Raw genomic sequence first — 24732 nt, forward strand, 5'->3', positions numbered from 1 at the left:
ATAGCCGGTTGCAGGAATTCTGCTATACCTATAAGAGGTATTGAGTGTCAAACAAGCGTCTGCCAGACCTGGCTATAAACAACAAAACCGCATCCCGGCCTGGAATGCGGCTTTATTGTTCAGGTGGCCTTCTGACCTGCAAGGAACCGGTCCCAGCTGCAGCCCGCTTTGCCCGGCTAGCGCAGCACTTTGATCAGCGCGGCCAGTTCCTCGTTCCCATAACCGGCAGCGGTGGCCTTATGAAGCAGGCCTGCTATCAGTTCGGGAAGGGCGGCATGCAAACCGGCCGTTTTTGCCGCATCTACGATGCGGTCTATCGCTTCCAGCGAAATAGACATCGGGCTTTGCGTGACCTCAAACTGCTGCCTGGCTATAGCCTTGCCCTGGTGCTGCAGGAACTGCCCGAAACTGGCTGACATCCGGGCAACCGTTTTTCCGTAAACATCGAGGTCCAATTGTTCCGAATCCACGAACAGAACACCCTGCAGAAAGCCCAGATAGGCCCCGTAAACATAAGACAGAGTAGCCAGGTCCATGGCTGCTGCGGCGCCGATGTTGTTGCCAAGGTATGTGTTTCCTCCGCCCAGAACGGCCAGGAGTTCTGCTTGTGCCTGAAACGTTTCTTCCCGGCCCGACAACAGGATGGTGGTGTCAGGCTGTGCCATCTGCTCGGGCGCTACCTGGATCGCGCCATCCAGGTAAGCGGCGCCAAAACGCGCCAGCCAGTTTTCGGCATCGCGCGCATCCTGCGGACTTCCGGTGCTGAGCTGGATGAGTGTTTTCCCGTTTAGTACCGCTTCTACCGCGGTGTGCCTCAGTGCGTCATTGCTGGCGGAATAGTTGTGTACGCAGATGATGGTAACAGGGCTGGCCGCAACAGCCGCCTCCGGGCTGCCTGCAATTTCGGCACCTTCAGCCTGCATCGCAACTGCTTTTTCCGCGCTGCGGTTCCACACCGTTACCCGGTATCCCTTGTTCAGGTACAACCTCGCTATCGCCGCACCCATATTGCCCAGACCGATGACCGTGATTCTTTTTGCTTGTGTTTTCATTTTCTTTATTGTCATGAAGCGAAATTGGCAGCTTCTGCGTCGCTGGTCAATAAGGGAAAAAAGATTCAGTTAGGGACAAATTCCGCACATTTGAGGACATTTTGCGCCGTCATGGAAATATCAGGGCGCCCGGCCTCTTTGATGTCGGATTTTTACAATTTTACTTTGTCATTCTCCTGTAATTTTGCGCTCAGCTTTCGGGCGCTTATTTCTGCCCGAAGCACTCCCAATCCTAAAATTACCTATGAGCACGAAGATGACCACTGTACAATGCCTGCAGCCGCAGGCAATCAGACCCAAACGGTACCTGGTTACCGCCAAAGGGCATGTAAATTTTTTAAACTTTGATAATTGCTTCGAAGTTCTGGCCGGCCAGACCAGCTAATTTGGTAAGCAGCTGGTGCCTGTCGATCTTGCTGATATGACAATACCCGCCACCGCTGAGTCTGGCATACAGCAGTCATCCGTTACAAGCGAACAGGCAACCTGCCCGTAAAGCAGGGTACGATGGTGAAAGACCCGGGCAAAGCGCGGGAATTTCATCGGTGTAACTGGCATGATGCAGGAACTTCGTTGTACGCCGTCAGGCAAAATACATGAAAACGAATGGTCCAAATATTTAAAACGAACGTAAAGAAAAGAAAACAGGCACAACTGATCGTTTTGCTGTTGCAGCGGCAGTTTCCCAGCCTGGCTGTAAATTTCGACCTGGAAGACTGCGACCGCATTCTCCGGGTACAGGGCGATGACATCTGTTGTCAGAGCATCATCAGCGAAATGCAGCTTTTCGGCTATGCCTGTGAGCATTATCCGGGCTAGATGCCCGGAAGGAAAAATGTAAAGCGCCCTGCCGGCAGGTAGGGCGCTTTTGTTTTACTTATTCCAGCATTTGATGTAATCGACCTTGTAAACGGTGCGTGGCGCTGAGCCCAGTTTGCCCATGCCGATACCCAGTTTGTCAAGCGTTTTCCAGCCCGGGGCAGAGACATTCGCCACCAGCGTTCCGTTGATATAAAACTGGAGTTTCTCTTCTGCCAGGCTGATCCGCAGTCTATTCACCTCATTTATCTGGCCTTTAATTGCCGCGCTGGCCGTCCAGCCAATGATGTTCTGTGCCTGCCCGTTGCGTCTGGCGTGGATCCGGAATTCCTTATCGCCAACTGAAAACGCATAAAAGTTTTGGCTCGCATCAATGGCGAAATAGAGGCTTGCCTGATCGTACGCATGGCCTTCGGTATGTTGAAAAGACGCTTCTACGGTTTGCCGCGCGTCTGTTCCGCTGAATGCGTCTTTGTTTGCAACGATGTCTACAATAGCCACGTCAGCAGCTTCGTAAGTCATGACCAATTGCCCGTCCTGAATCTTCGCGTAGCTGTTTGGCCGGATGAAAGGATCTGATGCATTCTTGAATTCTTCGTTCAGCATCAGGCCTTCTTCGTCTGGTGCGGGATCTTTCTTTTTACAGGCGCCCAGGGCCAATAAAGCAGTAAAAAGGATAAGGGTCGTTTTAAACTTGTTTTTCATATGGTTGTGTAAAATTGTACGGGTGTGCAACGTTTTCCGGTTCCACGGCCGGCCGGGCATATGCTTATTTTTTCGCCGCGATACGGGCGCCGCGAATGCCGTAAAAATCGATTTCCAGATCAAAAATGGCGGCGATCAGCGTGCCGTCGTCTGCCTTGAAAACCGGGTCCCCGTCTTGGTCGGTTGTGTATGTTGCCGGGTAAGATTCATCGATACGAAGGCGCTGGCTTTTGTCGTACATCTGCAGCCGCAAGGTCGCCTGCCGATCGCTCTGAAAACTGATGTTAAGTGTGCCGTATTCGCCCTCGGCAGATGGGTAAGCCGTTGTTGAAGGCGGGTTGTACAATTCGACTTCGGTTACGGTCCAAAGGCCTTCGAAATCAGACTGTGTTGGTTCTTTCTTGCAGGAGGTCATGGCCGCGGCAAGGAGAAGTAAGGAAAAAAAGATGGTTTTCATAGGTCATGCCATAGCAGCTGGCGCTTGCTGGTTATCACAAGCGGGCTATTGCCAATGCAATAGCCCTTTCTTGTGCGGGGGTCTAAAAAATTTCAGTTGAATAGGGGGAATTGAGCAAGGCCGCTTACAAAGTGGTTATGCTGTTCATTCCGGGATGATTGTCCTCGAAATTACCGTTGTCCGGCAAAACGGACTGGTTATGCGTTTTTCGTGAGCACTTATTTTTCATGGTTTTCATAGGTATGCCGCAAAATTATTTGGAGCCGCTGAAAACAAATAGTACAAATCCGACATTCGCTTGAATCTTGCAGAATATCTGAAGAATCCGTGACAATGGTGGCGGAAATTTACAATTTCCCGGCCCGCCCTGCATGTAATTTTGCCTTCTCCCCACGAACACCTTCAATTTATACCAGGATGAAAAACTCAGTTCTATTCAGTCCCGTTACACTTGGGAATCTCACGCTAAAAAACAGGTTTACGGTGGCGCCGATGACCCGGAGGAGTGCCAGCGCAGATGGCGTACCGGGCCGCAAGATGCAGGCCTATTACAGTGCTTTCGCCGCCGGCGGATTCGCCATGATCATAACCGAAGGTATTTATACTGATGATGCATACAGTCAGGCAGATGAGAACCAGCCCGGCCTGATCAACCAGGCACAAATGGAAGGCTGGAAGGCCATCGCCACCTCCGTAAAGCAGCACGGTACCTTGTTTATTGCCCAGCTGATGCATGCCGGCGCTTTGTCGCAATGCCGGGAAGAAACTGTTGCACCATCTGCCGTACAGCCGGTGGGGCTGCGTGCTACCGAGCCTGGCGGACCAACCGGCCCTTTCCCCATGCCAAGGGCGATGGATGCGGCAGACTTCGAAACAGTAAAAGCAGGCTACGTAACGGCGGCACGGCTTGCGGTTGCCGCCGGATTTGACGGCTTGGAGCTGCACGCGGCCAATGGTTACCTTTTTGACCAGTTCATTACCCCGCACACAAACCGCAGGCAGGACGCGTACGGCGGCGATGAAGCTTCGCGGCTTCGTTTCCTGGTCGAAGTTTTTGAGGCTATAAAAGCAGCGGTACCGGCAGAATTTCTGATCGGCATTCGCATGTCTGAAAGCAAGGTGAATGACCTGACTTACCGTTGGCCGGGCGGTGCCGAAACGGCTACAGCTTTGTTTAAAGCGTTGAGCCATGTGCCAGCTGCTTATTTTCACCTGGCGGCAGAAGGAGGCAAATGGGCACGTGAATGCTTGTATACAGACGGGCGCTCGTCCAACGGGATAGCCCGGCAGCTGACCGGAAAGCCGGTTATTGCCAATGGCGGCATGCACGATCCTGAACTGGCCCATGCGCTCATTGCCGGCGAACAGGCAGACCTCGTTGCTGTGGGGCGCGGCGCAATTGCCAATCCCGACCTGCCGAACAGGCTCATGACCTGTGGCACCTTGAAGCCGTTTTTTAAGGAGCTTATCCAGCCCAGTCTTACGCTGGCGCACACAGCCGCCGTGCTGACGCGCAGGAAAACAGGACAATCAGGCGGATGGCTTAGCGAACAGGCCGCCAGCTCGAAAGAACATTGACAGACAGCCGCTAAAGCGGCTGTTCTTGCAGATCTTTGGTCATACACACGCTGTTTTCCACACCTTCGTACTGGCCAAAATTCGGAATATCGGTGTACCCCGCCTTGTGGTAAAGCGCAATGGCTTCGGGCTGCTTTTTGCCGGTTTCCAGTACGGCCTTGCTGCGTCCTTCTTCAAGTCCCCAGGCTTCCAGCTCTTTCAGCATGGCCGTAGCAATGCCTTTGCCCCTGTATTCTGGCAGCACATACATGCGTTTGATTTCGATACTTTGCTCGTCGTAAGGCTTGAGCGCCCCGCAGCCTACTGCCTTGTCGTCTGCATAAGCCAGTACCACATGCCTGATTCCGGAAATGGAATTGAACTGGGAGTAAAATGCATGGTCGTCGCCATCCTGCTGGTGCAGGTACTGATCGAGCAGGGCAATGAGAAAACGGAATTCAGGATTTTCGGCATTCGTTCTGATGAGCTTCGTCATGTGTATTTGGTTTGATTCTCAAAAATAAGATTCCGCGGCATTGAAGCAAGCAGAATGTGAACTTTCCGGCCGGTTTATTTGCGGCGGGAAGGCTGGGAAGAGAATTACGCACAATCACACGCTTTGCCCTTGCTGTGCAACAAACCCGAACGGCCGAACAAAAAGAACAGTCGAAACCCCTGACCGGGGAGATGTGCCAGAACGCCTGCCTCGCGGCGTTAGTCCCGGGGAGACGGGGGCACGCTCAGCAGGGCTTCACCAGACAAAGGGGAGGCGCAGCAGCACGCAGTCCGACGGTCCGGCTGCGCAACCGGCCTGGCCTGCCGCCGCTAGTAACTAAGGGTTAGTCCGCCGCCCCAGCCCATATCGCTGTCAAAGTGTGCAGAAAGCCCAAGGTATTTGTTCAGGATGTACTTCCCGCCGGCCATGTATTCCCGGTCGGTGTTGATCATGAAGCTTGCACGAAGCCTGGGGCTGAGGGGGATGTCTTCGCGCATCAGCTGCAGGCGCACGTAACCGGTGTGGTTAACTGCTGCATCAAAGGTGACCAGCCAGGGCAGGGTGTACCGGAAGCCGGCGTGGAATACCTTGCGGTCGTTTTTAGTGCTGCGCTGACCGAACCAGCTGCGTTCTTCTGCCATGTGATTCCGGTAGCGCCAGTCGAAGCCGATATAAGGGAGCAGCCATTGCATTTTGCCGATGTAACGGCCAAAATGCGATTCGATCTCATAACCGCTTTTCCCGTTGTACCCGATTCGCCATTCGCCCTGTACAGACCAGCGCGTGTTCGAATACTGCAGCTCGCCGTCATTGCCGTTCGATGCGAAGTCGTTCTGCGCCGTAAAATGGAACATCCGGTCGTCCATATACAACATTTTCAAGGCGTGGTCTTTATCGGGCAGCTCGGGGTTCGCAATACTGTCCTGGGAACTGAAAATGCGGCCCATTCCACTCATCATGTGGTACAGGATGTGGCAGTGGAAAAACCAGTCGCCGCTTTCGGAGGCGTGAAATTCAAGGGTGTCGGTTTCCATGGGCATGATGTCCAGAACGTTTTTCAGCGGCGCGTGTTCGCCGTGCTTATTGACCACCCTGAAGTCGTGACCGTGCAGGTGCATAGGGTGCCGCATCATGGAGTTGTTGTATAACACGATACGCAGGTTTTCGCCGCTGCGGATGAGGATCTTGTCTGATTCAGATACCGTCTTGTTGTCGAGCGTCCAGACATACCTGTTCATGTTGCCGGTCAGTTCAAATTTTAATGTACGCCATGGGCCCGCAGGCAGTGTGGTTGCTTCGGGTGAGCGCAGCATGTCATAGTTCAGCGTAACGGGGCCGGTACCCGCGCCATGTGCGGCAGTTTTGCCGGCAGCAGCCACCAGCTTCATGCCGCATTTGGGGCAATCGCCTGGTTTGTTATCCTTTACTTCCGGGTGCATGGGACAGGTATAGCGCAGCCCGTCATTCGCTGTCTGTACGTGTCCGTTATGGGTTTCGGCTTCCGCCGGATGACTCTCTGTCTCTCTATTCTTCAGCTCGGTATACATGACTGCGTTCATATCCATTTTCTGAAGCGACATCTGCATGCCCATTGGCTTCATATCGCCATTGAGTTTCATCATGCTGTTCATCATTTTCATGCCCTCGAAATATTCCAGGCGCGGTAATTTCGCTGCCGGCACTTTTTGCCCATTGCCCAGCCAGGCAGAAGCATATTTCGTGCGGTCTTCGGGGGTGACCAGGAATTCATATTGTTTGTCGTCAGGAAGCGTAACCAGCACGTCGTAGGTTTCTGACACACTTACAATGAGGCGGTCCACTTCGACTGGTTCCACATCGTTTCCGTCATTGGCCACAACGGTGATCTTTCCGCCGGCCCAGGTGAGCCAGAAATAGGTAGATGCGCTGCCGTTCACCACGCGCAGCCTGACGCGGTCGCCCGCCCTGAACTGCCGGTAGTCGATGGCCGGTTTTCCGTTTACGAGAAAGCGCTCATAAAATACATCACTCACATCCATAGCCGCCATGCGCTTCCACTCGTTGGCCAGTTTTGTTCCCAGCCGGCCGGCCGATATGGCTTCGCTGTAACTTTGCGTGGCTTTCTTTTTAATGGCGAACCAATCGTTGGCTGTGTGCAGGCTGCGGTCAACCTCCATGGGGTGCATGTCTGTCCAGTCGCTCAGCACCAGGGGCAGTGTCGGGATGTCAGGCTCGCTGCGTTTGTTAAAAATCAGCGCCCCATAAAGGCCCACCTGTTCCTGCAGCGAAAAATGGCTGTGGTACCAGTAGGTGCCGTCCTGGACCACGGGAAATTTGTAGATATATGTGGTCTTTGGCGGTATGGGCATTTGGGTCAGGTAGGGAACGCCGTCCATACGGTTGGGCAAGAATACCCCGTGCCAGTGCACGGCGGTGGGCTCAGCCCCCTGGTTATGTACATAAATCAGCGCGGTGTCGCCTACGGTGAAAACGAGCGTCGGCGCCGGTATGCTGCCATTAACAGCTATGGCCATGCGTTTTTTTCCTGTAAAGTTTACCGCGGTGTCATTTACATACAGGTCATAACGCACTGTGCGCGATTCGCTGCGGGTGGCAGGAAAATTTTGCCGGGCAGTGGCCGCAGCGATGTTTTTGAGGGCCACGTTTTCCTCACGGTTGGCTATGGGAAAGAGGGCCGGGGCATGGATATCGGGCGTAGGTCTTGCCACCGGTCCGGCGAAGTTGGTAAAAGTGCGGTAACTGTCGTTATGGCCGCGGTCCCACTGCAGGGGCATTGCCGCTGCTGGTCGGGTCGTTGTTCTTTCGAGGTTCATGCCGCATTTGGGACATTTACCGGCTTTGTCCGATTGCACTTCGGGGTGCATGGGGCAGGTGTAGCCGGCTGCTGCGGAAGATTTCTTGACATGCTGGGCGGGCTCTTGCGAGATTTTTGCCTTTGCCAGGTCCATGCCGCATTTGGGGCATTTTCCAGGTTTGACTGACTGTACTTCGGCATGCATGGGGCAGGCATAACTGGCTGGTCGTGGAGGCTTCCTGGTCGCCTTGGCCCGTGCTTGCGGTGTTTTCACCCGTTCCAGGTTCATGCGGCATGTAGGGCACTTGCCTGGTTTGCCTGACCGCACTTCGGGGTGCATGGGGCAGGCGTATACCGCATTTCTGACCGGTTTCTGGGCAGGGGCAGTTTGCACATGCCAAAGGAAAGGAAGAAGCAGGAGGAACCAAAAATTTTTCATATTCATCTGATCATCATTAGACAAAGTTAAACGGCGGTTGGCTGGCACAGTTATATAATTTCCTGTAAATGTTTCGAAATGATGCTGCAGGTTGTGCCCACGCAAAATGAAATCAGCGGGCAGGCCTGCTGCTTGTTGGGCTGGCAGGCAAAAGCTCTATCTTTGTAAGTATGGAGCAAAAACGGGTAATCTATGACCTGAAGACCGGGCTGGCCAAGGCCGAAGCCTATTGTGCTTACCAGGAGCGTTCCCAGCAGGAGGTGCGCGATAAACTGTACAGCTGGGGATTGCACAGCCGGGAAGTGGAGCAGGCCATCGCCACGCTGATCGAAACGAACTTCCTGAACGAGGCCCGTTTCGCTGCCGCTTACGTTTCCGGAAAATTCCGCATCAAGAAGTGGGGCCGGCAAAAGATCAGGCAGGGACTGAAGTTGAAACGGGTGCCTGACCAGATGATTGCGCGGGCCTTGAAGACCATTGACGGCGATGCTTATCTGGAAACAATTGTGGCGCTTGCGGAGAAGAAACTGCCCCTGTTGGGCACTGCCGACCCTTTTAAGCGAAAATATAAGCTGCTGACTTACCTACAGGGAAGAGGCTTCGAAAGTGATGTAATTTTAGATGCACTGAAAAACAGTGGTTTACTGGAAAAGTGATTTTTTTTATGACAAAAAGCTTGACAGAAATGAGATAGTCGCTATATTTGCATCACCAAAAACAACAACACTATTGCGAAAGTAGCTCAGTTGGTAGAGCACGACCTTGCCAAGGTCGGGGTCGCGAGTTCGAATCTCGTCTTTCGCTCGAAATCCCTTCCCCTCAAAAAGGAAGGGATTTACAATTTAACAGGTTACCAATTTAACAGGTTACCAAACCTGCTCGGATGGTGGAACTGGTAGACACGCAGGACTTAAAATCCTGTTCGCCCTAAAGCGAGTGCGGGTTCGATTCCCGCTCCGAGTACATAAATAAATCGTAAAGCCTTGTAAACTAGTAGGTTACAAGGCTTTAATTTTTTTGCGCTGAATCCCTAACAACTAAGCCGCCTCTTAACGTCTTCAATAGGCAGATCGTTCAGCACAGCGTTTACAAAAAACTTCGCAGCCCGGATTGACGGGTGATTAATTACGAAACGGGACTGACTGGTAAATCATGACTGCAGGTTTTTCAGGGTTCGAAGACAAGTCACCATCACCTGTATTAATTCTTTTTTTAGATTGTCAACGCTTCTGTCAGGTTCGGTCATTTCTATTTTAACGGCCTCTCTCAGTGCTTCGCCGTATTCTTCGCCAACGATAGCCAACGCATAAATTGCGTCTTCGGGCCAATTTGGGTGTTTTTCTTCTGCTCTTTTAAGTTCATCAAGCGCCTGCTCGATCCAGTGCCATTGATCGAATTTCAACATGATGTCATGTAATGATGCAGCCGCGTTAAATGCATCTGTTTTGCTTACAAAGTCTCCATCTGCATGCTGCGACAGTAGAGATGCCGCTTGTTTAAATATGTCTTTCATATCCTCTGTTTAACGATGGTTTTGCTGCCTGCGCGACAAATTGCTACAAGGAGATTGACCGTACATTGCTTCAGCTGGAAAAATGAACCTGAAATCAACGCTCAGACGCCTCGAAAAACCCATCGGGATCGCCCTCGCTGCATGTTGGATCACGACCTATTTATTGTCCAGAGCGCTGCTTGAATGTCGACATGCCGTTTGCCTAACCAAACGCTCCTTTGGCTCGCGGTATGCCTGAGCCCCCCGGCCATTTATGCGGCGCTCAGAACCACATATTCACAAAAAGACAAGTGGTATGCGACTTTCGGATATTTGCTCATGTACCTGATGCTGGGCGGCTTTGCTTTGGAATATATCATCATTAAGGCCGATATCCTTATCGACTCTGCCCTACACAAAAACAAAACACAAGAATTAAGGCTGCTCGAAGTGCGCAAAGTAATTAAACGTGAAATCGGTTTTGACCACACCGCAGTAAGGGTAAGACTATCTGGCAAACCGGTCACACTGGAGGCGCGGCCTTACGCTTTTTTCTACCTTGGAAATAAAACTGTAGTTAAGGGGAAAATCGGAAGGTCCTGGTTAGGCTAAACCTATGGGACTTCGATCAACGTTTAATCAGCGGTAAAGCTGGAGGCGCGGTGGCTTCATCTGAAAGATTGGTTTTATCGCTACCGGATTTTATTGGGATTTTCTGCTGTGCTGATTCTCGTTATCCTGATACAGACAAAGTTCTTCCCGCGTAAAGCTGACTCAACGGCCAAACCCTTGAGCTTTTGGAAACTGATGGGCCTGGTCATGGGAATCGTCTTCGCTTTGTTATTGCTGGCCTATGCCGCATTATGGATTTATGTGACCTTCATTCTAACCAGGACAGCCTAACTTGTTGTGAGCAGCTGTCGATTGGTGAAAAATTGCATGCTTGCACTATCTGTTACCTGGCTTGAATCTATTTACGCATACAATAGCTGCGATGATCATCAATATGCCCAGCCATTGATACAGCCCAATGTTATCAGCTAAAAGCATCATGGCAAAAATTGCTGCTAACGGGATTTGTAAACACACGATAATTCCGCTTAATCCCGGGCCGATGACAGGCATGCCGCGAAGAAAACACAGCGTTGGAAGGACGAAGCCTGTGATCCCGATCAAAATCCCCCAGCCAAACAGTATTGTGCTGTCGAAATTCCCGGCCAGCCCTGGGGCATAGACTGCGGTGATGACAACCAGAAAACCCAGGCTAAGGAACAATGTGCGTCTGAGCGGAGCTTTTGTTTTAACCAGGGTACTTGAAAGGTATACGGAAGTAGAATTGGCCAATGCAGACAAAGCGCCAAAGACAATAGCCAATAAGCTTAGCCCTGAATCGACTGCGAAAACACGGGTAACCAGAATTGTACCCGTCAGCACGGCGGCAATAGCCCAAATCTTTGCAGCAGAAGGAAAAATTCTGGTTTGAATACCTTCTGCGACAATGTTGATCCATATCGATTGGCTTAACAATACAATGGCAACAGCTGGGGAACTCAATTGTATGGTCAGCAGATAAAATAGGCTGATCAGCCCAATACATACTCCGTGCAGTCCCAGCAGCAGCTTCTCCTTGCTGGTCAACTTACATTTTTCAGCGTCGTTTTTACGAACAAACAGGTTTAACAGCATAACCGGAACCACAGCGAACAAGGCTTCAGCAAATATGATCTCTTCAAGGCTGTAGCCCCGTTTTTGTGTAAATTTGACCAGCGGACCAAAGACAGCAAAACTTACTGAACCAGCGCAGACAAATAAGGTAGCTTTGAGAGTTTTTGAAAGAGGCATGTCATCCGAATTTTCAGGATAAAATTAACATACCTGAAAGCAAAGAAACTTAAGGTATATTTAGAAATGGGTGATAAGCAGCGTTATCTCCGTTTGTTGATTGGGTACTGGCAGCGCTAGTGCGCTTTAAGTACCTTAGAACGGATAGTGTTAAAAAATTCGGGCGTCATGCCCAGGTAAGAGGCGATGTGCTTCTGCGGTATGCGGCGATCAAATTCCGGATATTTATCTCTGAATTTACGGTACCGTTCTTCTGCGCTAAGCTGATGTGCTTCCAACAGCCGTTGTTCAAAGGTAGCTACCGAATACTGAAAAAGCTTGCGGTAAAAGTGCTCCAGCTTTGGTATCCTCATCATCAGGTTTTCCAGGTCTTCATCGTTAATCAGAAAGACCTGGGCGTCTTCGATTGCCTCGACATGGTATTGAGAAGGAACCTTAAAGGTTCTGCTTAACAGGTCTGAGATCCACCAATCTTCTATGCCAAAATAAAACGTGTTTTGAGCACCATTTTTATCACAGAAAAAGGTTCGCAGACATCCCTTGTTTATGTAGGCTTCCTGCTGGCAAATCTTGCCAGGCTTAAACAATAATTCTTTTTTTTTCAGATTTTTGACCTGTAGTACAGAACAAAACAGATCCTGCTCGCCAGCCGTCAGGTCGGCATGGCGGGCAATGTTTTTCAAAATGCCGTCAAAAGCCATAAATGAACAATAAAAAGTGCCGCCGCATTTGGCTGCTTTAGTTCGCGTAAATGTAAGATCAGGACTGGCGCAGCTTAGTCAAGCACATATAATTTCTTGTTTTTGAGGCTGATCCCGATCTTGCTGCCGAGCCAATTGATGCTCGTTTTACCCTCGTAGATCAGGCCATCTACAAAATTGACAGTCGGCGCATCCACCCGAGAAAATTGATTCGATATAGCGCGGATCTTGCCTTTGTAGTTTCTGCTCAGCTTCTTTTCGTTGAACTCGCTTTTCTTTTCACTAACCTGAAAACTGTTTTTGTCCACACCCAGCAGGTCCATGAATTTGCTGTGTAACCAGAATGAATTTTGCCCTGCACCCGAGTCAAGCAGCACTTTGATGCGGTGCGTATTGTCGAGCATGACATAAGTGAAAATGTCCAGCCCGTCGTCTGCAAAGGTCGAGACCTGGATGTCGACCGATTTCCTGCTTTTCGCCGGATCGATAGCCGTTAGCGTCAATTCTTTTCTCTCATAATCGATGATCACATCACGCTCCCGGAACATTTGCAGGGATATCAGCCCATTGATGCCTTCAACCTTCATGTTGAAGGTGGAGTACGGCACATTCTTAAACGTAGTCTGCGCAAATACCACTGCATCGGTTCGAAACATGGGTGCGTCGATCCGCTCGCCGGTTGCCCGGAAGGCCGTCAGGAAATTGTATGTAGACTTTTGCCGCATGTGCGAGGCAAAATCCTCGAAAAACAGGTTGATGCCAGCGCCGGTGTCAAAAATAAAAGTCCCATCCTTACCTTCAATTTTAGCTGAGACAAGGATGTGTCCGTCGGTGGTAAGCCGGAAGGGGACAGTTTGCGCGGATGAGCCCAGCGCATACGCGATAAGCAGGCATGTAAAAAACTTTTTCATGTTTTTGTTTTAGGGGTGAGGGATCTGTAGCCCTCCCGGGAAGGGGCGGCTGCAGACCGGGATCTGAGTCTGTGAATATAGCCATTATCTTGGCCACGCGTTCATCGCGTTGCATTTTTCCAGCGCGTGAACCGCCGGTGAATGCCGTAATTTTATTTGTAGCTTTACAGCAGCAGTTGAGTACAGCATGAGTATGTCTGCAGACCGTATGCCAGGTCTTTAACGCGATTTGAACTTAAGCCCGACAGGGCAACAGCCTATGAACAACGACCTGCATAGCAATTATTACCGCATTGAAAAGGCCATTGAATACCTCACTGCGAACTTCAGGTCGCAGCCCAGCCTGGACCTGGTTGCCGACCAGGTAAGCCTGAGTCCCTTTCATTTTCAGCGCATGTTTCTGGACTGGGTGGGTCTGAGTCCGAAAAAGTTTGTCCAGTACCTGACGGTGAACTACCTGAAACCCCGCATCGGCGGAACGGGCAGCCTCATCGAAGCGGCATCCCTCGCAGGCCTGTCAAGTCAGTCGAGGGTCTATGACTTGTTCATCAATATTGAAGGTGTTAGTCCGCAGCAGTACAAAAGTGCGGGCATGAAGCTCGAAATCGTTTGCGGGTACCACGATACGCCCTTCGGCAAGTGTTTCATCGCGGCGACAGAACGGGGCATCTGTGAACTTCGTTTTACAGATGAAACGGCCAGCCGGAAAGAGCTCGGTCGTCTTCGTCGCAACTGGCATTCGGCCGACATTCGTTATGCTCCCGGGCTGACCCGGCCATTGGTCGGGCGCATATTCAACCCGGCAAGCGTTAACCCTGAAAAGCTGAAGTTGCTTGTGCAGGGCAGCGAGTTCCAGATCAAGGTGTGGGAAGCGCTGCTGCAAATTCCTTTTGGCGAGTTCCGTACGTATGGAGCTGTTGCCCAGGCCATTAAGCAGCTCGGTGCTGTGCGCCAGGTTGCTTCGGCCGCAGGTCAGAACCCCATTTCTTACCTGATCCCATGCCACCGGATCATTTGCAAAAACAGGAGTGTTGGCAATTTCGTCCATGGCAAAGTCAGGAAGCAGGCGCTCCTGTCCTGGGAAATTGCGACCCGGTCCATCAAACTGGACAGCTAAACGGGGTAACTCCGGATTTTCGCATCGGCGGCCTTTCATCTGCTTAGGTGAGCGATTTTGTGCAACTCCGCAAGAATCAGGTTGTGTCCCGGTACAGGCCGGTGTAAATTGGCTGAAAATGGATACAATCATGCAAACACTGGTTATTATCGATGCGCAGAATGAATTTTCTGCAGGAGGCAAACGCCCTGTTCCTGATGTGCTGCCGGCCCTTGAGGTCATCAAAAAAAGAATTGCGATTGCCAGGAAAAACGGAACGCCGATTGCCTGGGTCAGGCACTTTAACCGCCCGCATGAGTCGCCTGCATTCATGCCAGGCACCTGGGGCAGCGAATACCTTCCCGGACTCGGGCCCGATGTCAGCAACACGCTGGAGCGGGAATTTAAAAAAGATGTGTATGGCGCCTTTACAGGGTCCGACATTGGTTCCTGGTTAACCGATATGGGTTCTTCAGCGGTCCTGATCACCGGTTTTTATACACATGGCTGTGTATCCACTACTTCCCGCGAGGCGATAATGGCCGGCCTGGCCGTCAGCATAGACCCCGATGCGACGGCGACAATTGCCCTTGAACATGCGTTACTCGGGAAGATCTCAGCGGCCCAATCGAAAGTTGCTGCGCTGCTGCAGCTGGAAAATATGGGTGCGCGGATGGAAGCGCTGTAAAGAACACGGTGGCTGCCGGCGTTTATTTCAGATTAATTAAGTTAACCCGTTTATCATGTTTGGTTTTGTGATCCTGCTTGTTCTTGCCATCCTGGCGATCGCAGCTTACCTGCTCTTCTTTTGTGGTATTTAAACGCCCGTTAAATAAAGGGAGGTGAGCGTTATGGGGCGCGGGAACAAGAGCCGAAGCGGTAACTTTGCAGCCTTTCCGTCCGTGTTGTGTATTTGCAACACATGCCGGTAAAGATTAACTTAGACCATTCTAAAATCAAACACATGAAAAAAACTTTATCAGCCCTTATCTGTGGGGTTGCTGTGCTGGCTTTATCCGTCGCACGACCGGCCGCTGCTCAAACCCGGGTAGGCTTGCAGGCGGGCATTAACTTCGCAGACGTCTCTGCAAAAAACGAATCGGGACAAAAAGGTGAAACCAGCCCCATGGCCGGACTCCGGATTGGCCTTACCGCAGATATTCCCCTTGGCGGCGATTTTTTCTTGCAGCCTGGTGCCTTTTATGTACAAAAGGGATTTAAACAGGAGCGGGGCGGTTATTATGGCCTGGCCAACGATTTCCGTGTAAAGGTATCTTACATCGATGTACCCTTGCATCTCCTGTACAAACCTGCACTGGCCGGCGGGCGTCTCCTGTTCGGCGCCGGACCCTATGCTGCTTATGGAACAGACGGAACATGGACCGCTGAGAATACGATTCTCATCGGCGACATCATGACCGACAACAAAGGTAAAACCATTTTCAGGAACGATTACAGCGAAGGCGAGTTTGGCAATTACCTGTATGGTAAACCCTGGGACTTCGGTCTCGGCCTACTGGCAGGTTACGAGTTCGGCGGACGCATTTCGGCGCAGCTGAATATGCAGTTGGGCATCGCAAACCTGGAACCCGAAACAAGTGGCACAAGACGCAGCGGGTCACTTTACAACCGGAGTTTTGGGCTGGCAGTCGGTTATAAATTTTAAGAACGGGTATCCGTTTAGCAATTATTTTGATGGAAAAGCGCAGCACGTACTGCGCTTTTAATTTTTAAAATCGCTTCATGATCCGAACGTTGTCGGGTACAGTACGGGCGGCAGATTTGATTGCGCTGATCGATCCTGGTCCGTTGTATGTGATGTAAATGGCATTGAAGCCAAGCGTATCGTCTACATTGAGGAGGAGCGCTACTTTCCGTCTTGGTAATACCGCCCCTCTGAGTCTGTTCCAAGAAAATTGTACCGTTCATTGTAAAACCTGAGCGCTTCGTTTAACATGCCGGTGGTATTGGCAAAAAGTGCCACACCTGCTGCCAGGCCGGCTCCTTCAAACAGGTAGACCAGCCCGCGCACCTTGCATTCTCGCCGCTATAGGTCAGGGCATCTGTCGTCTCGCCAAGCGCCAGCCTGGTTTCTTAGCTCTTTACCGCTGCCCTGGCAAGACCAAACTCGGTTACCGGTTCTTTGACTGTGTTAAAGTAGGGGGTAATCGTAATTTCCGATTCCAGAATCTTACCTTCTTTTTCGGCCCGGATGGTCGTCTTTCCGATTCGTTTGGCGGTAAAAAAGCCGCTCGCATTTACTGTTCCAACCTGGGTGTCTCAGCTGGACCAGGCAAATCCGCCTGCGGCCGCCGAGCCCTGTTTTACGTTGAACTGATGTGTTTCTTCGTAATGCGTCCAGATTGCTTGCTCGAGCGTAAGTTTCGGTCCGGGGTCTTTTTTGCCGCGGGCAAAAAATAAGGTCGTGCCAAGCACGAATAGAGATAATTTAAACTTTATATGGTTTTTAAAATTCTGATGTAAGGAGACATCCTGATTCAGGAATGCTGCCAGCAATAGCCGCCACCCCTGACCTTTCGGCGGCAGTAACCGCCTTTTTTTGTCGGAGCGCCGCAGGTCGGACTGCCGGAATACGAGGCGGATGAGGGACGGTACGTAGGTGCCGGAGCCGGAGTTGTGACCGGCAAGGCCCTGGCCGCTGTGTTCCTGACTGTCGCTGCAGCAGCAGTTCCGTTTACGTATCTCCAGGTGCCATCATCATACAAAACGGCGGTTTGGGTCTTGTTTATGGGAAGACGGTGTGCTTCTTTCTTTTGTGAGCAGGAAAGCAGTGGCATCAGGGCCACTGTGAGGGCAAGCAGAGAGCGTTTCATCGGATATAAGCGTTTAGCGTGAAGCAAACTACTAAATTTATTGCAATAGGACTGAAGCAACCGCATCGCCGTCATGCTGTGCTCGTTTCTGCTACCCGGGGCTGGCATGCCGGAGGCTTGTCAATTTTTTCGCATTACCAACATGATGACAGCTAAGGCAACAGCATGCCTTTGCTGCTGGCAAAAGTAAGCACTGAGCGCAGCGCCATGATACGGGTTTCAGTATCCGCTGAAGAAGAATGGGGAGACGGTTAATTGAGATGTACTTTCAGTCTTTTCTAAATGCAACGGCACGCTTGGTGTCGGCCAATACAACTCAGGATCAGTATAAGATGAACACCGCTGAGCAACCCATCTCTGAATCTGAACACACTGCAGAATTTTCCGAAAGATGCCCTGTTATCCGGCCAGGATATACAACCCGACATGTTCTACGAAAAGATCAAAACAGGTGTGGTCAAAAGGCGCCGGAATCGGTTTTCCAGAAATAGGTTTCTACAGATTGTCTGTACATTTCGGGAATGTTATGTAATGCCATGGCTGCGGTTTTTTAGTGTTAGGGTCTGCTGGCGGCAGGCCGCAAAGCTAAAACTCCCGGGAGTGCCTGGGTTGACTGAACAGACAGAATTTTTTTGGCCTGTTCCAGACCAAAGTGGTGGGTATAAGAAAGGGTGGCGCTGCGTGGATCCGGCCTCAGTGCAAACAATTTGCAACGTATGTTCTTTTATAAAGAGGATGCGAAAAGATCTTACCGCCAAAAGCGTATCGCTGAATTTCGTTCCTTTGTATTAAAAAAGAACATATGAACACTGAAAAAGCTATTCTGGCCGGCGGCTGCTTCTGGGGGGTGCAGGAACTGATCAGGCATTATCCGGGTGTTATCTCGACGGAAGTCGGCTATACTGGCGGCGATGTGCCCAATGCGACCTACCGCAACCACGGCTCGCATGCAGAAGCCATACGCATTGAATTTGACCCTGCTGTACTTTCATACCGCAAACTCCTCGAGTATTTTTTTCAGATTCACGATCCCACTACACGCAACCGGCAGGGCAACGATGTGGGGACCTCGTACCGGTCGGCGATCTTTTATACGGACGAAACCCAGCGGGAAACTGCCCGGCAGCTCATCGCTGACCTGGAAGCCTCGGGCAAGTGGCCCGGAAAGATCGTGACCGAAGTGGTGCCCGAAACAGATTTCTGGACGGCCGAAGCCGAACACCAGGATTACCTGCAGAAAAATCCCTGGGGATATACCTGTCATTTTGAAAGGCCCGAGTGGCAGCTCGATCAGGTTTGATCATAGCTGGCCGTACCTTAGCTTTTCACCTGTATCTCTTTCTTCCCGGGCAGAAAAAACACCTGCCCGGGAAGGTGATGGATTGCCTGAATCCTGCATGCGAGCAAAGGACGGAAAATCTCTGTGCCGGTGGTTAACCCCAGCTGAATTTCATTCCAGCTACCTGACTAAAAATTTATTTGCGTAGTTAAATAGCTACACCTATTTTTGTAGTCAAATGACTACATGATGAACCTGAGGAGAGATGTATTTCAGGCCCTTGCTGATCCGACGAGGCGGGCCATTCTGGTGCTGGTCGCTTCCCAGTCAATGACGGCAGGTGCAATTGCTGCAAATTTTGACACGGCACGGCCGACTGTTTCCAAACACCTGCAGATCCTGACCGAATGTGCGCTGCTGCGGCAGGAGCAGAGCGGCCGCGAAGTGCATTACCATTTCAATCCGCAAACCATGAAAGAAGTCGCCGATTTCATCGAGCCTTTTCGCCAGATGTGGGAAGGGCGTTTTGACAAGCTCGAAAGTATCATGAAACAGTACAAGCCTAAAACCTAAACCTATATGGAACTACAAACCAAGATTGAGGCGCTCCCCGGGCGGCAGGACCTCAGCATTACACGCACTTTCGATATACCGGTCGGCCTGCTTTTTAAAGCCCATACCGAACCTGAACTGCTGTCGCAGTGGATGGGAACCAAAGTCCTCAAAATGGAGACTACCGAGCACGGGAGTTACAGGTTTGAAACCGCAGACGCTGCCGGAAATGTACTGTTCAGCGCAAACGGGACCATCCACAAAGTGGTGCCGAACCAGGAAATTGTGCGAACATTCGAAATGGAAAACGCCGGCTTCCCGGTTCAGCTGGAATTCCTCGAATTTTCGGCCCTTGACAATGAAACGAGTCAACTGACGATGCAGATTGTGTACCGCTCAGAGGCGGTGCGTAGCCAGGTCCTGAAAATGCCTTTTGCCCATGGCCTCAACATGGCGCACAACCGCCTTCAAGCCTTGTCAGAAGAATGGAACAATAGGGATGAAAAAGCGTAACCTGATCATCTACTGGATTGCCACGGGCTGGTTGGCCCTGGGCATGGTTTCGACGGGAATTGTGCAATTACTGGGGGTGAAAGAGGAAGTGCAAGCCATTGCAGTACTCGGTTACCCGGCTTACCTGCTGACCCTGCTGGGTGTGCTGAAACTCATGGGTGTGGCCGTTATGCTGCTGCCGCGGCTGGCCCTGCTAAAGGAGTGGGCCTATGCTGGTTTTTTCTTTGCCATGTCTGGCGCAATTTATTCGCATCTTGCAGTCGGGCAGTCTGGAACCGACATGCTGCCGGCCCTGCTGCTGCTTGTGCTGACCGGCTTGTCCTGGTCAACCAGGCCAGCCAGCCGGAAAGCAGGATCGCAGTTCAGCGTGGCTGGCAGCTCAGCTATAGAACATAACCACAGATACTGATTAAACCAGATATGAAGAGAAATGAAACACCACCGCCGGCAACTCAGCAAGAACTGTTAGCCGTTTTAAAGGCACGTTTTGTCAAACACATGAACCGGCATGCGGGCATCGACTGGTCTGCCGTGCAGGCACGGCTGGAGGCGCGTCCCGAAAAGCTGGACTCGCTGAGCAAAATGGAAGAGACCGGCGGCGAGCCCGATGTGATCGGCACCGACGCACAAACGGGTGAATATATTTTTTGCGACTGCTCAGCGGAGAGCCCGAAGGGCCGGCGCAGCATTTGTTATGACCGTGCTGCACTCGACGCCCGAAAAGAACATAAACCGCATGACAGCGCACAGGAAATGGCTGCCGCCATGGACATTCGCCTGCTCACTGAAACCGAATACCGGCAACTTCAGGAACTCGGTAATTTCGATACAAAAACCTCCAGCTGGCTGGAAACACCGCCCGAGATCAGGAAACTCGGCGGAGCGATCTTTGGCGACCGCCGGTACAATACGGTTTTTATGTACCACAACGGTGCAGAATCGTACTATGGTGCAAGGGGGTTTCGCGGTCTGCTGAAGGTCTGAACCGAGAGGTTCTGTGGTGCCTCCCGATGCAGGCAGGTACCCCGCGTCTGCCGGTTAGATCCGCAGTGCAAGGCCAAGGAAATAGCGCTTTCCTGCATCTTTCTGAATGCCGTAGTTCATGCCGCCGTCTATCTTCACGTCTTTGAAAACCTCCAGCTGCAATGCTGCGTTCACAAAATTGGAAAAATGGTGTTGCCTGAAGTCATAGGTATAATAGGTCTCGGCCAGGCCTTCTAGTTTCTTGCTTAAGGGATGGCTCAGGGTAAGCGACTGCAGAAATTCCGTATGTGTGCCCTGGCCATCCAGATCTTCGAGGCGGTCTACCTCAAGTTGGGCGCCCAATTTCCAGTCGCCGCCGAATTTAAGCCTGGCCGGAATGATCAGGCCTCCTTCGTAGGGATGTTTCTCGCCGTATGTCGCTACCGGAAACCGCACATAGGGCAGAACAGCCAGCGCAAAATTACCCTTGCCGTTGCCCAGGATGTTCTGTTTAATGCGCAGCGTCAGGTTACCGGTGCCGCTTTCGATTGTTTTTCCTCCCGATACCCGGTCGGTCGTCGTTTCACGTACAAAACTCTCAAACCGAACCTGCAGGTCAGTATGGCTGCCCAGCCCGAGTTTTAGGGTCATGTCGTTAAGCAGCCAGGCCGACTTTGTAAGGTCATCTCCTGTTTGGCGCTGGTTGGCCACCAGGTCGGTTTCCAGCTGGAAGTGACCTGCATCCAGGCTAACCGGCGACTCAGTTACATCCGGCCGGTCGGTTTCCATTTCGCGCATGGCGCTTTGCTGTGCAGGACGAAGAACTGTATGTGACCGCTCGCTTTTCTGAGCGAAAGCACCAGTCAGGGCCAGGACAAAACAGAGGGTAAGGAGTGGTTTTTTCATAAGCTTGTGTTGCTGACGATAACAAGCCCTGCTGCCGGTTTGTTTTTTCTCTTGCCGGGGATCGGTCAGTGGCGTTCAGGTTCCATCTTATCCCCGGACTTGTCCAGCCAGGCCACTTTCTGTACAGACGCATGATCGGCGCCGACAATGCCGGCGTAGAGTTCTGGCCTCCGGGCTTCGAGGTAGCGGTATCCGCCGGCCAGGCGAAGTTTTTCCCGGTTCAGCAAAGCTGTGGCTACCTCGTTGTCCATGGAACGGCACTCAGTCAGGATGTCGCCGAAGGGATCAAGGATCATGGAGCAGCCATTCTTCAGCTGGTCGTCGTCCATGCCGACCGGATTGGAAAAAACAACGTAAACGGCATTATCGTAGGCCCTTGCGGGCAGCCACTTCATGAGCCAGGCCCGTCCCTTCAGTCCGTCGAATTCCGCGCGCAGGCTGGTGGGGTCGGTTTCGCGGTTTTTCCAAAGGACCGGATCTACGAAACCCGCTCCCGGACGAGTGGAAGGGGTACACATGGTTACATGGGGCATAAAAATGACTTCGGCTCCCAGCAGCCGTGTTGCGCGAACGTTTTCTATAATGTTATTGTCGTAGCAAATCAGGATTCCGCATTTCCAGCCTTTAATGTCGAAAACGCAATAGGCATCGCCGGGCCTCAGATACGGGCTGATGAACGGATGCAATTTCCTGTATTTTGCCACAAGCCCGTTCCGGTCTACACAAATGTAAGCCTTGTACATATGCCCCGCCTCGTCTTTTTCAAAGAGACCCGCCAATACAACTATATTGTGTTTCGCTGCGATCTCTGTGAGCCGCCGGGTGCTCGGTCCACTAGGAACCAGCTCTGAAATGTCGAGCATTTCCTGCTTTGAACAGTGGCGGGCAAAGGTATAACCGGTTACCGAACATTCATGAAAGGCGACGACATTTGCGCCCTGCGCGGCCGCCCGCGCGCTAAGCGCATCAATAACAGCCAGGTTGTACATTTTGTCTGCATTTTTATGCTCAAACTGGGCTGTTGCAATTTTAATTTTTTCCATGAGTCAGGGTTTGCAGCAAATCTATAACCAGGAAAAAAAAACCCGGTGTACAAATGCGACATTCTTACCACCCCTTCAGGGAAAACAGATTGACGGCAAGTTTATGCTGGTTCAGCAGGTAACGGCCCGGGGTGGTACCTGTATGTCTTCTGAATGCTTTTTGCAGGTGTGAGAGATCGGTATAACCGGCCTCATAGCTCATGTTTGTAAGGTGTACCGGGTTCTGCAGGCGGCTGAGGGCAATGAAATGGTGCAGTTTCACGACTTCTGCAAACGATTTGGGGCTTATGCCGATTTCCTTGTTAAAACTGCGCTCTATATGCCGGCTTGTATAACCCATATGCTTTGCCAGTTGCTGTACCGAAACATTCCCATGGCTGGAGCGAATTAACCGAATACTTTCAGGAACAATAATGCTTTGATTGTGCCGCCGTTTTTCCACGTAGGCATTTAAAAATTCTTCGAGCAGTCTGACACGTACGGGCTGGGTTTGGCAGCCGGCCAGGCGGTCTGCGAGGCGGTCTGCCGCTGTGCCGAAGATTGCTGCGGCAGGCAGGATTTGACCCGATATTTCCGTGGCGGGAAAGCCCAGCATGTGGTGAAGTCCCCAGGGCTGAAAGACAACGGCGACAAAAGAAAGGTCTTGTTTGAAGGTCAGGTCGATATACCTGCCCGGTTGTCCATAAACAAAAGAATCCGGTAAATGATCTGTGTGGCCTGCAAGCTGTGCCCCCGTGCGTTTTAGCAGAAAGACCAGGCCGCAGCTGGCATCAGGGAACAACCGGAGCTTTTCAGTATCGTTTGTACCAAGATCCATGAACAGGTAATGCCTGACAAAGGGTTTCAACTGGGGGGACGAAGAAATCTGCATGTGGTGGGCAATCTGGTTTTTAAAGATAGGATTTTTCGATCATTGCAACGGGCCTCTTACGCGGGAAGGAGCCCGGCATTTCGCCAGGCTCCTTGCGGTACCCTGATTAGGATTGCATGGCCACCAGGATGGTGTTGGCAAGGCCGATGCCCACCAGGTGGTAAGCGCCACTGATCATTCCGTAGTGCAAAGGTCTCGGCATATTGGGATTGATGGCAATGTTCACCGTGTTGGCAAACAGAAAGCCGATGCCGACAATGCCTGTAAAGAGCAGGGCATCTGCATAATCCGAAATGTTGAGGAGCTCCATCAGTATGGCGCTGGCCAGCGTGATCAGGAATGAACAGATGGCCGGTCCTAGGATAAAGATCGGGCTGTTCGGAAGGGTTTCCCCCGGCCTGCCCAGCGAGACCCGATACGATTTGTTGAATAAAACGGTAAACCAGAGCGCCCCGAGTACGAAGTAAGCAAAAAACGCAAGCCCGATGCCTGCCCAGTTCAGATGTGTCAATTGTGTCACCATAGTTATGTTTTTATGTATGGCGCAAAACTAAAACCGGCATGTGACAGCCTTGTGTCAGGGGTGGTGGCGGGCCAAAAAATTAGTGTCGACGGTCAAAGTATTCCTGCAGTGTCATTTGATGTGGTGTAAATTTTTCAGGGAGCAGCTCGAGCGTTTTGATGCGGTCTGGCCTGAAATACCTGAACGACTGTCTTTTCCGGCACCAGGCTACGAGCAGCCAGTTCTCCTGGGTGCTCAGCAGTGCGAAGGGCTCGATGTCGCGACGGGAGCTTTCGCCGTTTTCATTGGTATAATCAATGCGGGTCAGGCAAAAATTGGTCAGTGCATACTGCAGGTCTGAAAGATTGCTGCTGCTTCGGCTGGCGTTGAGGTTGTTGTTGAACCGGGTACGGTCAGAGAGCAGGTTGGCCTTGTCTTTCAGGCCGTGTTTGAGGAGCGACTTGATCTTGTCGACGGCCGCTGTATAATCTCTGATAAAAGAGGTGTCCTTGTTTTTTAACACAAGCTGTTCAGCCAGCACAAGGGCATTGGCCTCGGCTTCGCTGAACATGACAGGTGGCAGCCGATAGTGTTCCATCAAGGCGTAACCCTTTCCTTCTTCTGTGAAGATAGGTACGCCGGCCTGTTCAAGTGACCTGATGTCCCGGTAAATGGTGCGAACGCTTACGCCAAAGCGTCGCGCCAGTTCAGTTGCGGTGGTTAGCCGCTTTACCTGGAGCTGCGTCAATATAGCCGTAAGCCGGGACAGTCGGGTGGTTTCAGTATTTTCCATTGTTAGGGTGACCTTGCATTGCCGCCGGGGGGTCAGGCTGGGTGAGCAGTCTTGACTGCGCGGCTTGCCATACCTGGGGTTTTCGATCAGGAACAAAGATAGCGGAACAGTTGCA

General features: G+C 51.6%; 28 protein-coding genes and 2 tRNA genes. 14 read left to right on the forward strand and 16 right to left on the reverse strand.

The window, feature by feature from the left end; all coding sequences use genetic code 11:
* Window positions 1–176 precede the first annotated feature (176 nt).
* The gene (locus C7T94_RS07760) at window positions 177–1067 is read right to left on the reverse strand and encodes an NAD(P)-dependent oxidoreductase (RefSeq protein ID WP_107214816.1); all 891 of its coding nucleotides are present in this window, start codon (window positions 1065–1067) and stop codon (window positions 177–179) included.
* A gap of 591 nt (window positions 1068–1658) precedes the next feature.
* Between C7T94_RS07760 and C7T94_RS07765 the strand changes: the two genes are divergently transcribed.
* Window positions 1659–1871 carry a hypothetical protein gene (locus C7T94_RS07765; RefSeq protein WP_107214817.1) on the forward strand — a complete coding sequence of 71 codons (213 nt, stop codon included), beginning with the start codon at window positions 1659–1661 and terminating at the stop codon, window positions 1869–1871.
* A 54-nt stretch (window positions 1872–1925) separates the two neighbouring features.
* Here the strand turns inward: C7T94_RS07765 and C7T94_RS07770 are convergent, their stop codons facing one another.
* A complete protein-coding gene (locus C7T94_RS07770; RefSeq protein WP_107214818.1) occupies window positions 1926–2576 on the reverse strand; it encodes a hypothetical protein in 651 nt (216 codons plus the stop codon).
* A gap of 64 nt (window positions 2577–2640) precedes the next feature.
* Complete coding sequence (locus tag C7T94_RS07775; protein ID WP_162618598.1) at window positions 2641–3033, reverse strand: hypothetical protein; 393 nt, start codon at window positions 3031–3033, stop codon at window positions 2641–2643.
* Between the two features lie 417 nt (window positions 3034–3450).
* Here C7T94_RS07775 and C7T94_RS07780 point away from each other — a divergent pair, with 417 nt between their 5' ends.
* On the forward strand, window positions 3451–4611 hold the full coding sequence (locus C7T94_RS07780; protein ID WP_107214820.1) for an oxidoreductase: 1161 nt from the start codon (window positions 3451–3453) through the stop codon (window positions 4609–4611).
* A gap of 10 nt (window positions 4612–4621) precedes the next feature.
* Here the strand turns inward: C7T94_RS07780 and C7T94_RS07785 are convergent, their stop codons facing one another.
* Together C7T94_RS07785 and C7T94_RS07790 are read right to left on the reverse strand one after the other, a co-directional pair.
* The gene (locus C7T94_RS07785) at window positions 4622–5086 is read right to left on the reverse strand and encodes a GNAT family N-acetyltransferase (RefSeq protein WP_107214821.1); all 465 of its coding nucleotides are present in this window, start codon (window positions 5084–5086) and stop codon (window positions 4622–4624) included.
* 329 nt (window positions 5087–5415) lie between these two features.
* Window positions 5416–8319 (reverse strand): heavy metal-binding domain-containing protein, encoded by a 2904-nt coding sequence (locus C7T94_RS07790; RefSeq protein ID WP_239494957.1) that lies wholly within the window; start codon window positions 8317–8319, stop codon window positions 5416–5418.
* A 170-nt stretch (window positions 8320–8489) separates the two neighbouring features.
* Between C7T94_RS07790 and C7T94_RS07795 the strand changes: the two genes are divergently transcribed.
* The 3 genes from C7T94_RS07795 (at window position 8490) to C7T94_RS07805 (ending at window position 9282) form a co-directional block, all read left to right on the forward strand.
* Window positions 8490–8975, forward strand: coding sequence for a regulatory protein RecX (locus tag C7T94_RS07795; protein ID WP_107214822.1), 486 nt, complete (start codon window positions 8490–8492; stop codon window positions 8973–8975).
* A gap of 75 nt (window positions 8976–9050) precedes the next feature.
* Window positions 9051–9123 (forward strand) — tRNA-Gly (locus tag C7T94_RS07800).
* 73 nt (window positions 9124–9196) lie between these two features.
* Window positions 9197–9282, forward strand: a tRNA-Leu gene (locus C7T94_RS07805).
* Between the two features lie 187 nt (window positions 9283–9469).
* Here the strand turns inward: C7T94_RS07805 and C7T94_RS07810 are convergent.
* The gene (locus tag C7T94_RS07810; RefSeq protein WP_107214823.1) at window positions 9470–9832 is read right to left on the reverse strand and encodes a nucleoside triphosphate pyrophosphohydrolase family protein; all 363 of its coding nucleotides are present in this window, start codon (window positions 9830–9832) and stop codon (window positions 9470–9472) included.
* A gap of 183 nt (window positions 9833–10015) precedes the next feature.
* On the opposite strand from C7T94_RS07810, the gene C7T94_RS07815 reads away from it, so the two are divergent.
* On the forward strand, window positions 10016–10423 hold the full coding sequence (locus C7T94_RS07815; protein WP_204353240.1) for a hypothetical protein: 408 nt from the start codon (window positions 10016–10018) through the stop codon (window positions 10421–10423).
* Window positions 10424–10759: 336 nt separating this feature from the next.
* On the opposite strand, the gene C7T94_RS07825 is transcribed toward C7T94_RS07815, so the two are convergent.
* The 3 genes from C7T94_RS07825 to C7T94_RS07835 all read right to left on the reverse strand — a co-directional run bounded on the left by C7T94_RS07825 (window position 10760) and on the right by C7T94_RS07835 (window position 13265).
* Window positions 10760–11653: an EamA family transporter gene (locus C7T94_RS07825; RefSeq protein ID WP_107214826.1), complete on the reverse strand. Its 894-nt coding sequence runs from the start codon at window positions 11651–11653 to the stop codon at window positions 10760–10762.
* Between the two features lie 116 nt (window positions 11654–11769).
* Window positions 11770–12354, reverse strand: a complete 585-nt coding sequence (locus C7T94_RS07830) for a Crp/Fnr family transcriptional regulator (protein WP_107214827.1) — start codon at window positions 12352–12354, stop codon at window positions 11770–11772.
* A gap of 74 nt (window positions 12355–12428) precedes the next feature.
* Window positions 12429–13265 (reverse strand): aspartyl protease family protein, encoded by an 837-nt coding sequence (locus tag C7T94_RS07835; protein WP_107214828.1) that lies wholly within the window; start codon window positions 13263–13265, stop codon window positions 12429–12431.
* A 259-nt stretch (window positions 13266–13524) separates the two neighbouring features.
* On the opposite strand from C7T94_RS07835, the gene C7T94_RS07840 reads away from it, so the two are divergent.
* The 3 genes from C7T94_RS07840 (at window position 13525) to C7T94_RS07850 (ending at window position 16027) form a co-directional block, all read left to right on the forward strand.
* Window positions 13525–14382: a methylated-DNA--[protein]-cysteine S-methyltransferase gene (locus C7T94_RS07840; protein WP_107214829.1), complete on the forward strand. Its 858-nt coding sequence runs from the start codon at window positions 13525–13527 to the stop codon at window positions 14380–14382.
* A 118-nt stretch (window positions 14383–14500) separates the two neighbouring features.
* Window positions 14501–15049 carry a cysteine hydrolase family protein gene (locus tag C7T94_RS07845; protein WP_162618599.1) on the forward strand — a complete coding sequence of 183 codons (549 nt, stop codon included), beginning with the start codon at window positions 14501–14503 and terminating at the stop codon, window positions 15047–15049.
* Between the two features lie 276 nt (window positions 15050–15325).
* Entirely contained in the window at window positions 15326–16027 is a 702-nt protein-coding gene (locus C7T94_RS07850) for a porin family protein (RefSeq protein WP_162618600.1), read from the forward strand.
* Window positions 16028–16228: 201 nt separating this feature from the next.
* Here the strand turns inward: C7T94_RS07850 and C7T94_RS19320 are convergent, their stop codons facing one another.
* Both C7T94_RS19320 and C7T94_RS07855 read right to left on the reverse strand, forming a co-directional pair.
* A complete protein-coding gene (locus C7T94_RS19320; protein ID WP_162618601.1) occupies window positions 16229–16393 on the reverse strand; it encodes a hypothetical protein in 165 nt (54 codons plus the stop codon).
* Window positions 16394–16859: 466 nt separating this feature from the next.
* Window positions 16860–17195: a hypothetical protein gene (locus C7T94_RS07855; protein ID WP_107214832.1), complete on the reverse strand. Its 336-nt coding sequence runs from the start codon at window positions 17193–17195 to the stop codon at window positions 16860–16862.
* Window positions 17196–17997: 802 nt separating this feature from the next.
* Here C7T94_RS07855 and msrA point away from each other — a divergent pair.
* The 5 genes from msrA (at window position 17998) to C7T94_RS07880 (ending at window position 20523) form a co-directional block, all read left to right on the forward strand.
* Complete coding sequence (msrA, locus tag C7T94_RS07860; protein ID WP_107214833.1) at window positions 17998–18495, forward strand: peptide-methionine (S)-S-oxide reductase MsrA; 498 nt, start codon at window positions 17998–18000, stop codon at window positions 18493–18495.
* 228 nt (window positions 18496–18723) lie between these two features.
* The gene (locus C7T94_RS07865; protein WP_107216002.1) at window positions 18724–19047 is read left to right on the forward strand and encodes an ArsR/SmtB family transcription factor; all 324 of its coding nucleotides are present in this window, start codon (window positions 18724–18726) and stop codon (window positions 19045–19047) included.
* 6 nt (window positions 19048–19053) lie between these two features.
* Window positions 19054–19539: an SRPBCC domain-containing protein gene (locus tag C7T94_RS07870; RefSeq protein ID WP_107214834.1), complete on the forward strand. Its 486-nt coding sequence runs from the start codon at window positions 19054–19056 to the stop codon at window positions 19537–19539.
* On the forward strand, window positions 19526–19948 hold the full coding sequence (locus C7T94_RS07875) for a DoxX family protein (protein WP_107214835.1): 423 nt from the start codon (window positions 19526–19528) through the stop codon (window positions 19946–19948). The genes C7T94_RS07870 and C7T94_RS07875 overlap by 14 nt, the downstream gene beginning before the upstream one ends.
* Window positions 19949–19959: 11 nt before the next feature.
* Window positions 19960–20523 (forward strand): DUF4256 domain-containing protein, encoded by a 564-nt coding sequence (locus C7T94_RS07880; protein WP_107214836.1) that lies wholly within the window; start codon window positions 19960–19962, stop codon window positions 20521–20523.
* 54 nt (window positions 20524–20577) lie between these two features.
* Here the strand turns inward: C7T94_RS07880 and C7T94_RS07885 are convergent, their stop codons facing one another.
* The 5 genes from C7T94_RS07885 to C7T94_RS07905 all read right to left on the reverse strand — a co-directional run bounded on the left by C7T94_RS07885 (window position 20578) and on the right by C7T94_RS07905 (window position 24617).
* A complete protein-coding gene (locus C7T94_RS07885) occupies window positions 20578–21408 on the reverse strand; it encodes a transporter (protein ID WP_107214837.1) in 831 nt (276 codons plus the stop codon).
* Between the two features lie 65 nt (window positions 21409–21473).
* Window positions 21474–22451 (reverse strand): nitrilase family protein, encoded by a 978-nt coding sequence (locus C7T94_RS07890; RefSeq protein ID WP_107214838.1) that lies wholly within the window; start codon window positions 22449–22451, stop codon window positions 21474–21476.
* A gap of 64 nt (window positions 22452–22515) precedes the next feature.
* Window positions 22516–23322 (reverse strand): helix-turn-helix transcriptional regulator, encoded by an 807-nt coding sequence (locus C7T94_RS07895; protein ID WP_107214839.1) that lies wholly within the window; start codon window positions 23320–23322, stop codon window positions 22516–22518.
* Between the two features lie 106 nt (window positions 23323–23428).
* On the reverse strand, window positions 23429–23845 hold the full coding sequence (locus C7T94_RS07900; protein ID WP_107214840.1) for a DUF1761 domain-containing protein: 417 nt from the start codon (window positions 23843–23845) through the stop codon (window positions 23429–23431).
* A 79-nt stretch (window positions 23846–23924) separates the two neighbouring features.
* Complete coding sequence (locus C7T94_RS07905; RefSeq protein WP_107216003.1) at window positions 23925–24617, reverse strand: helix-turn-helix transcriptional regulator; 693 nt, start codon at window positions 24615–24617, stop codon at window positions 23925–23927.
* Window positions 24618–24732 lie beyond the last annotated feature (115 nt).

This window comes from Pedobacter yulinensis, from assembly GCF_003029735.1.
In the GTDB taxonomy this organism is placed as follows: domain Bacteria; phylum Bacteroidota; class Bacteroidia; order Sphingobacteriales; family Sphingobacteriaceae; genus Pedobacter; species Pedobacter yulinensis.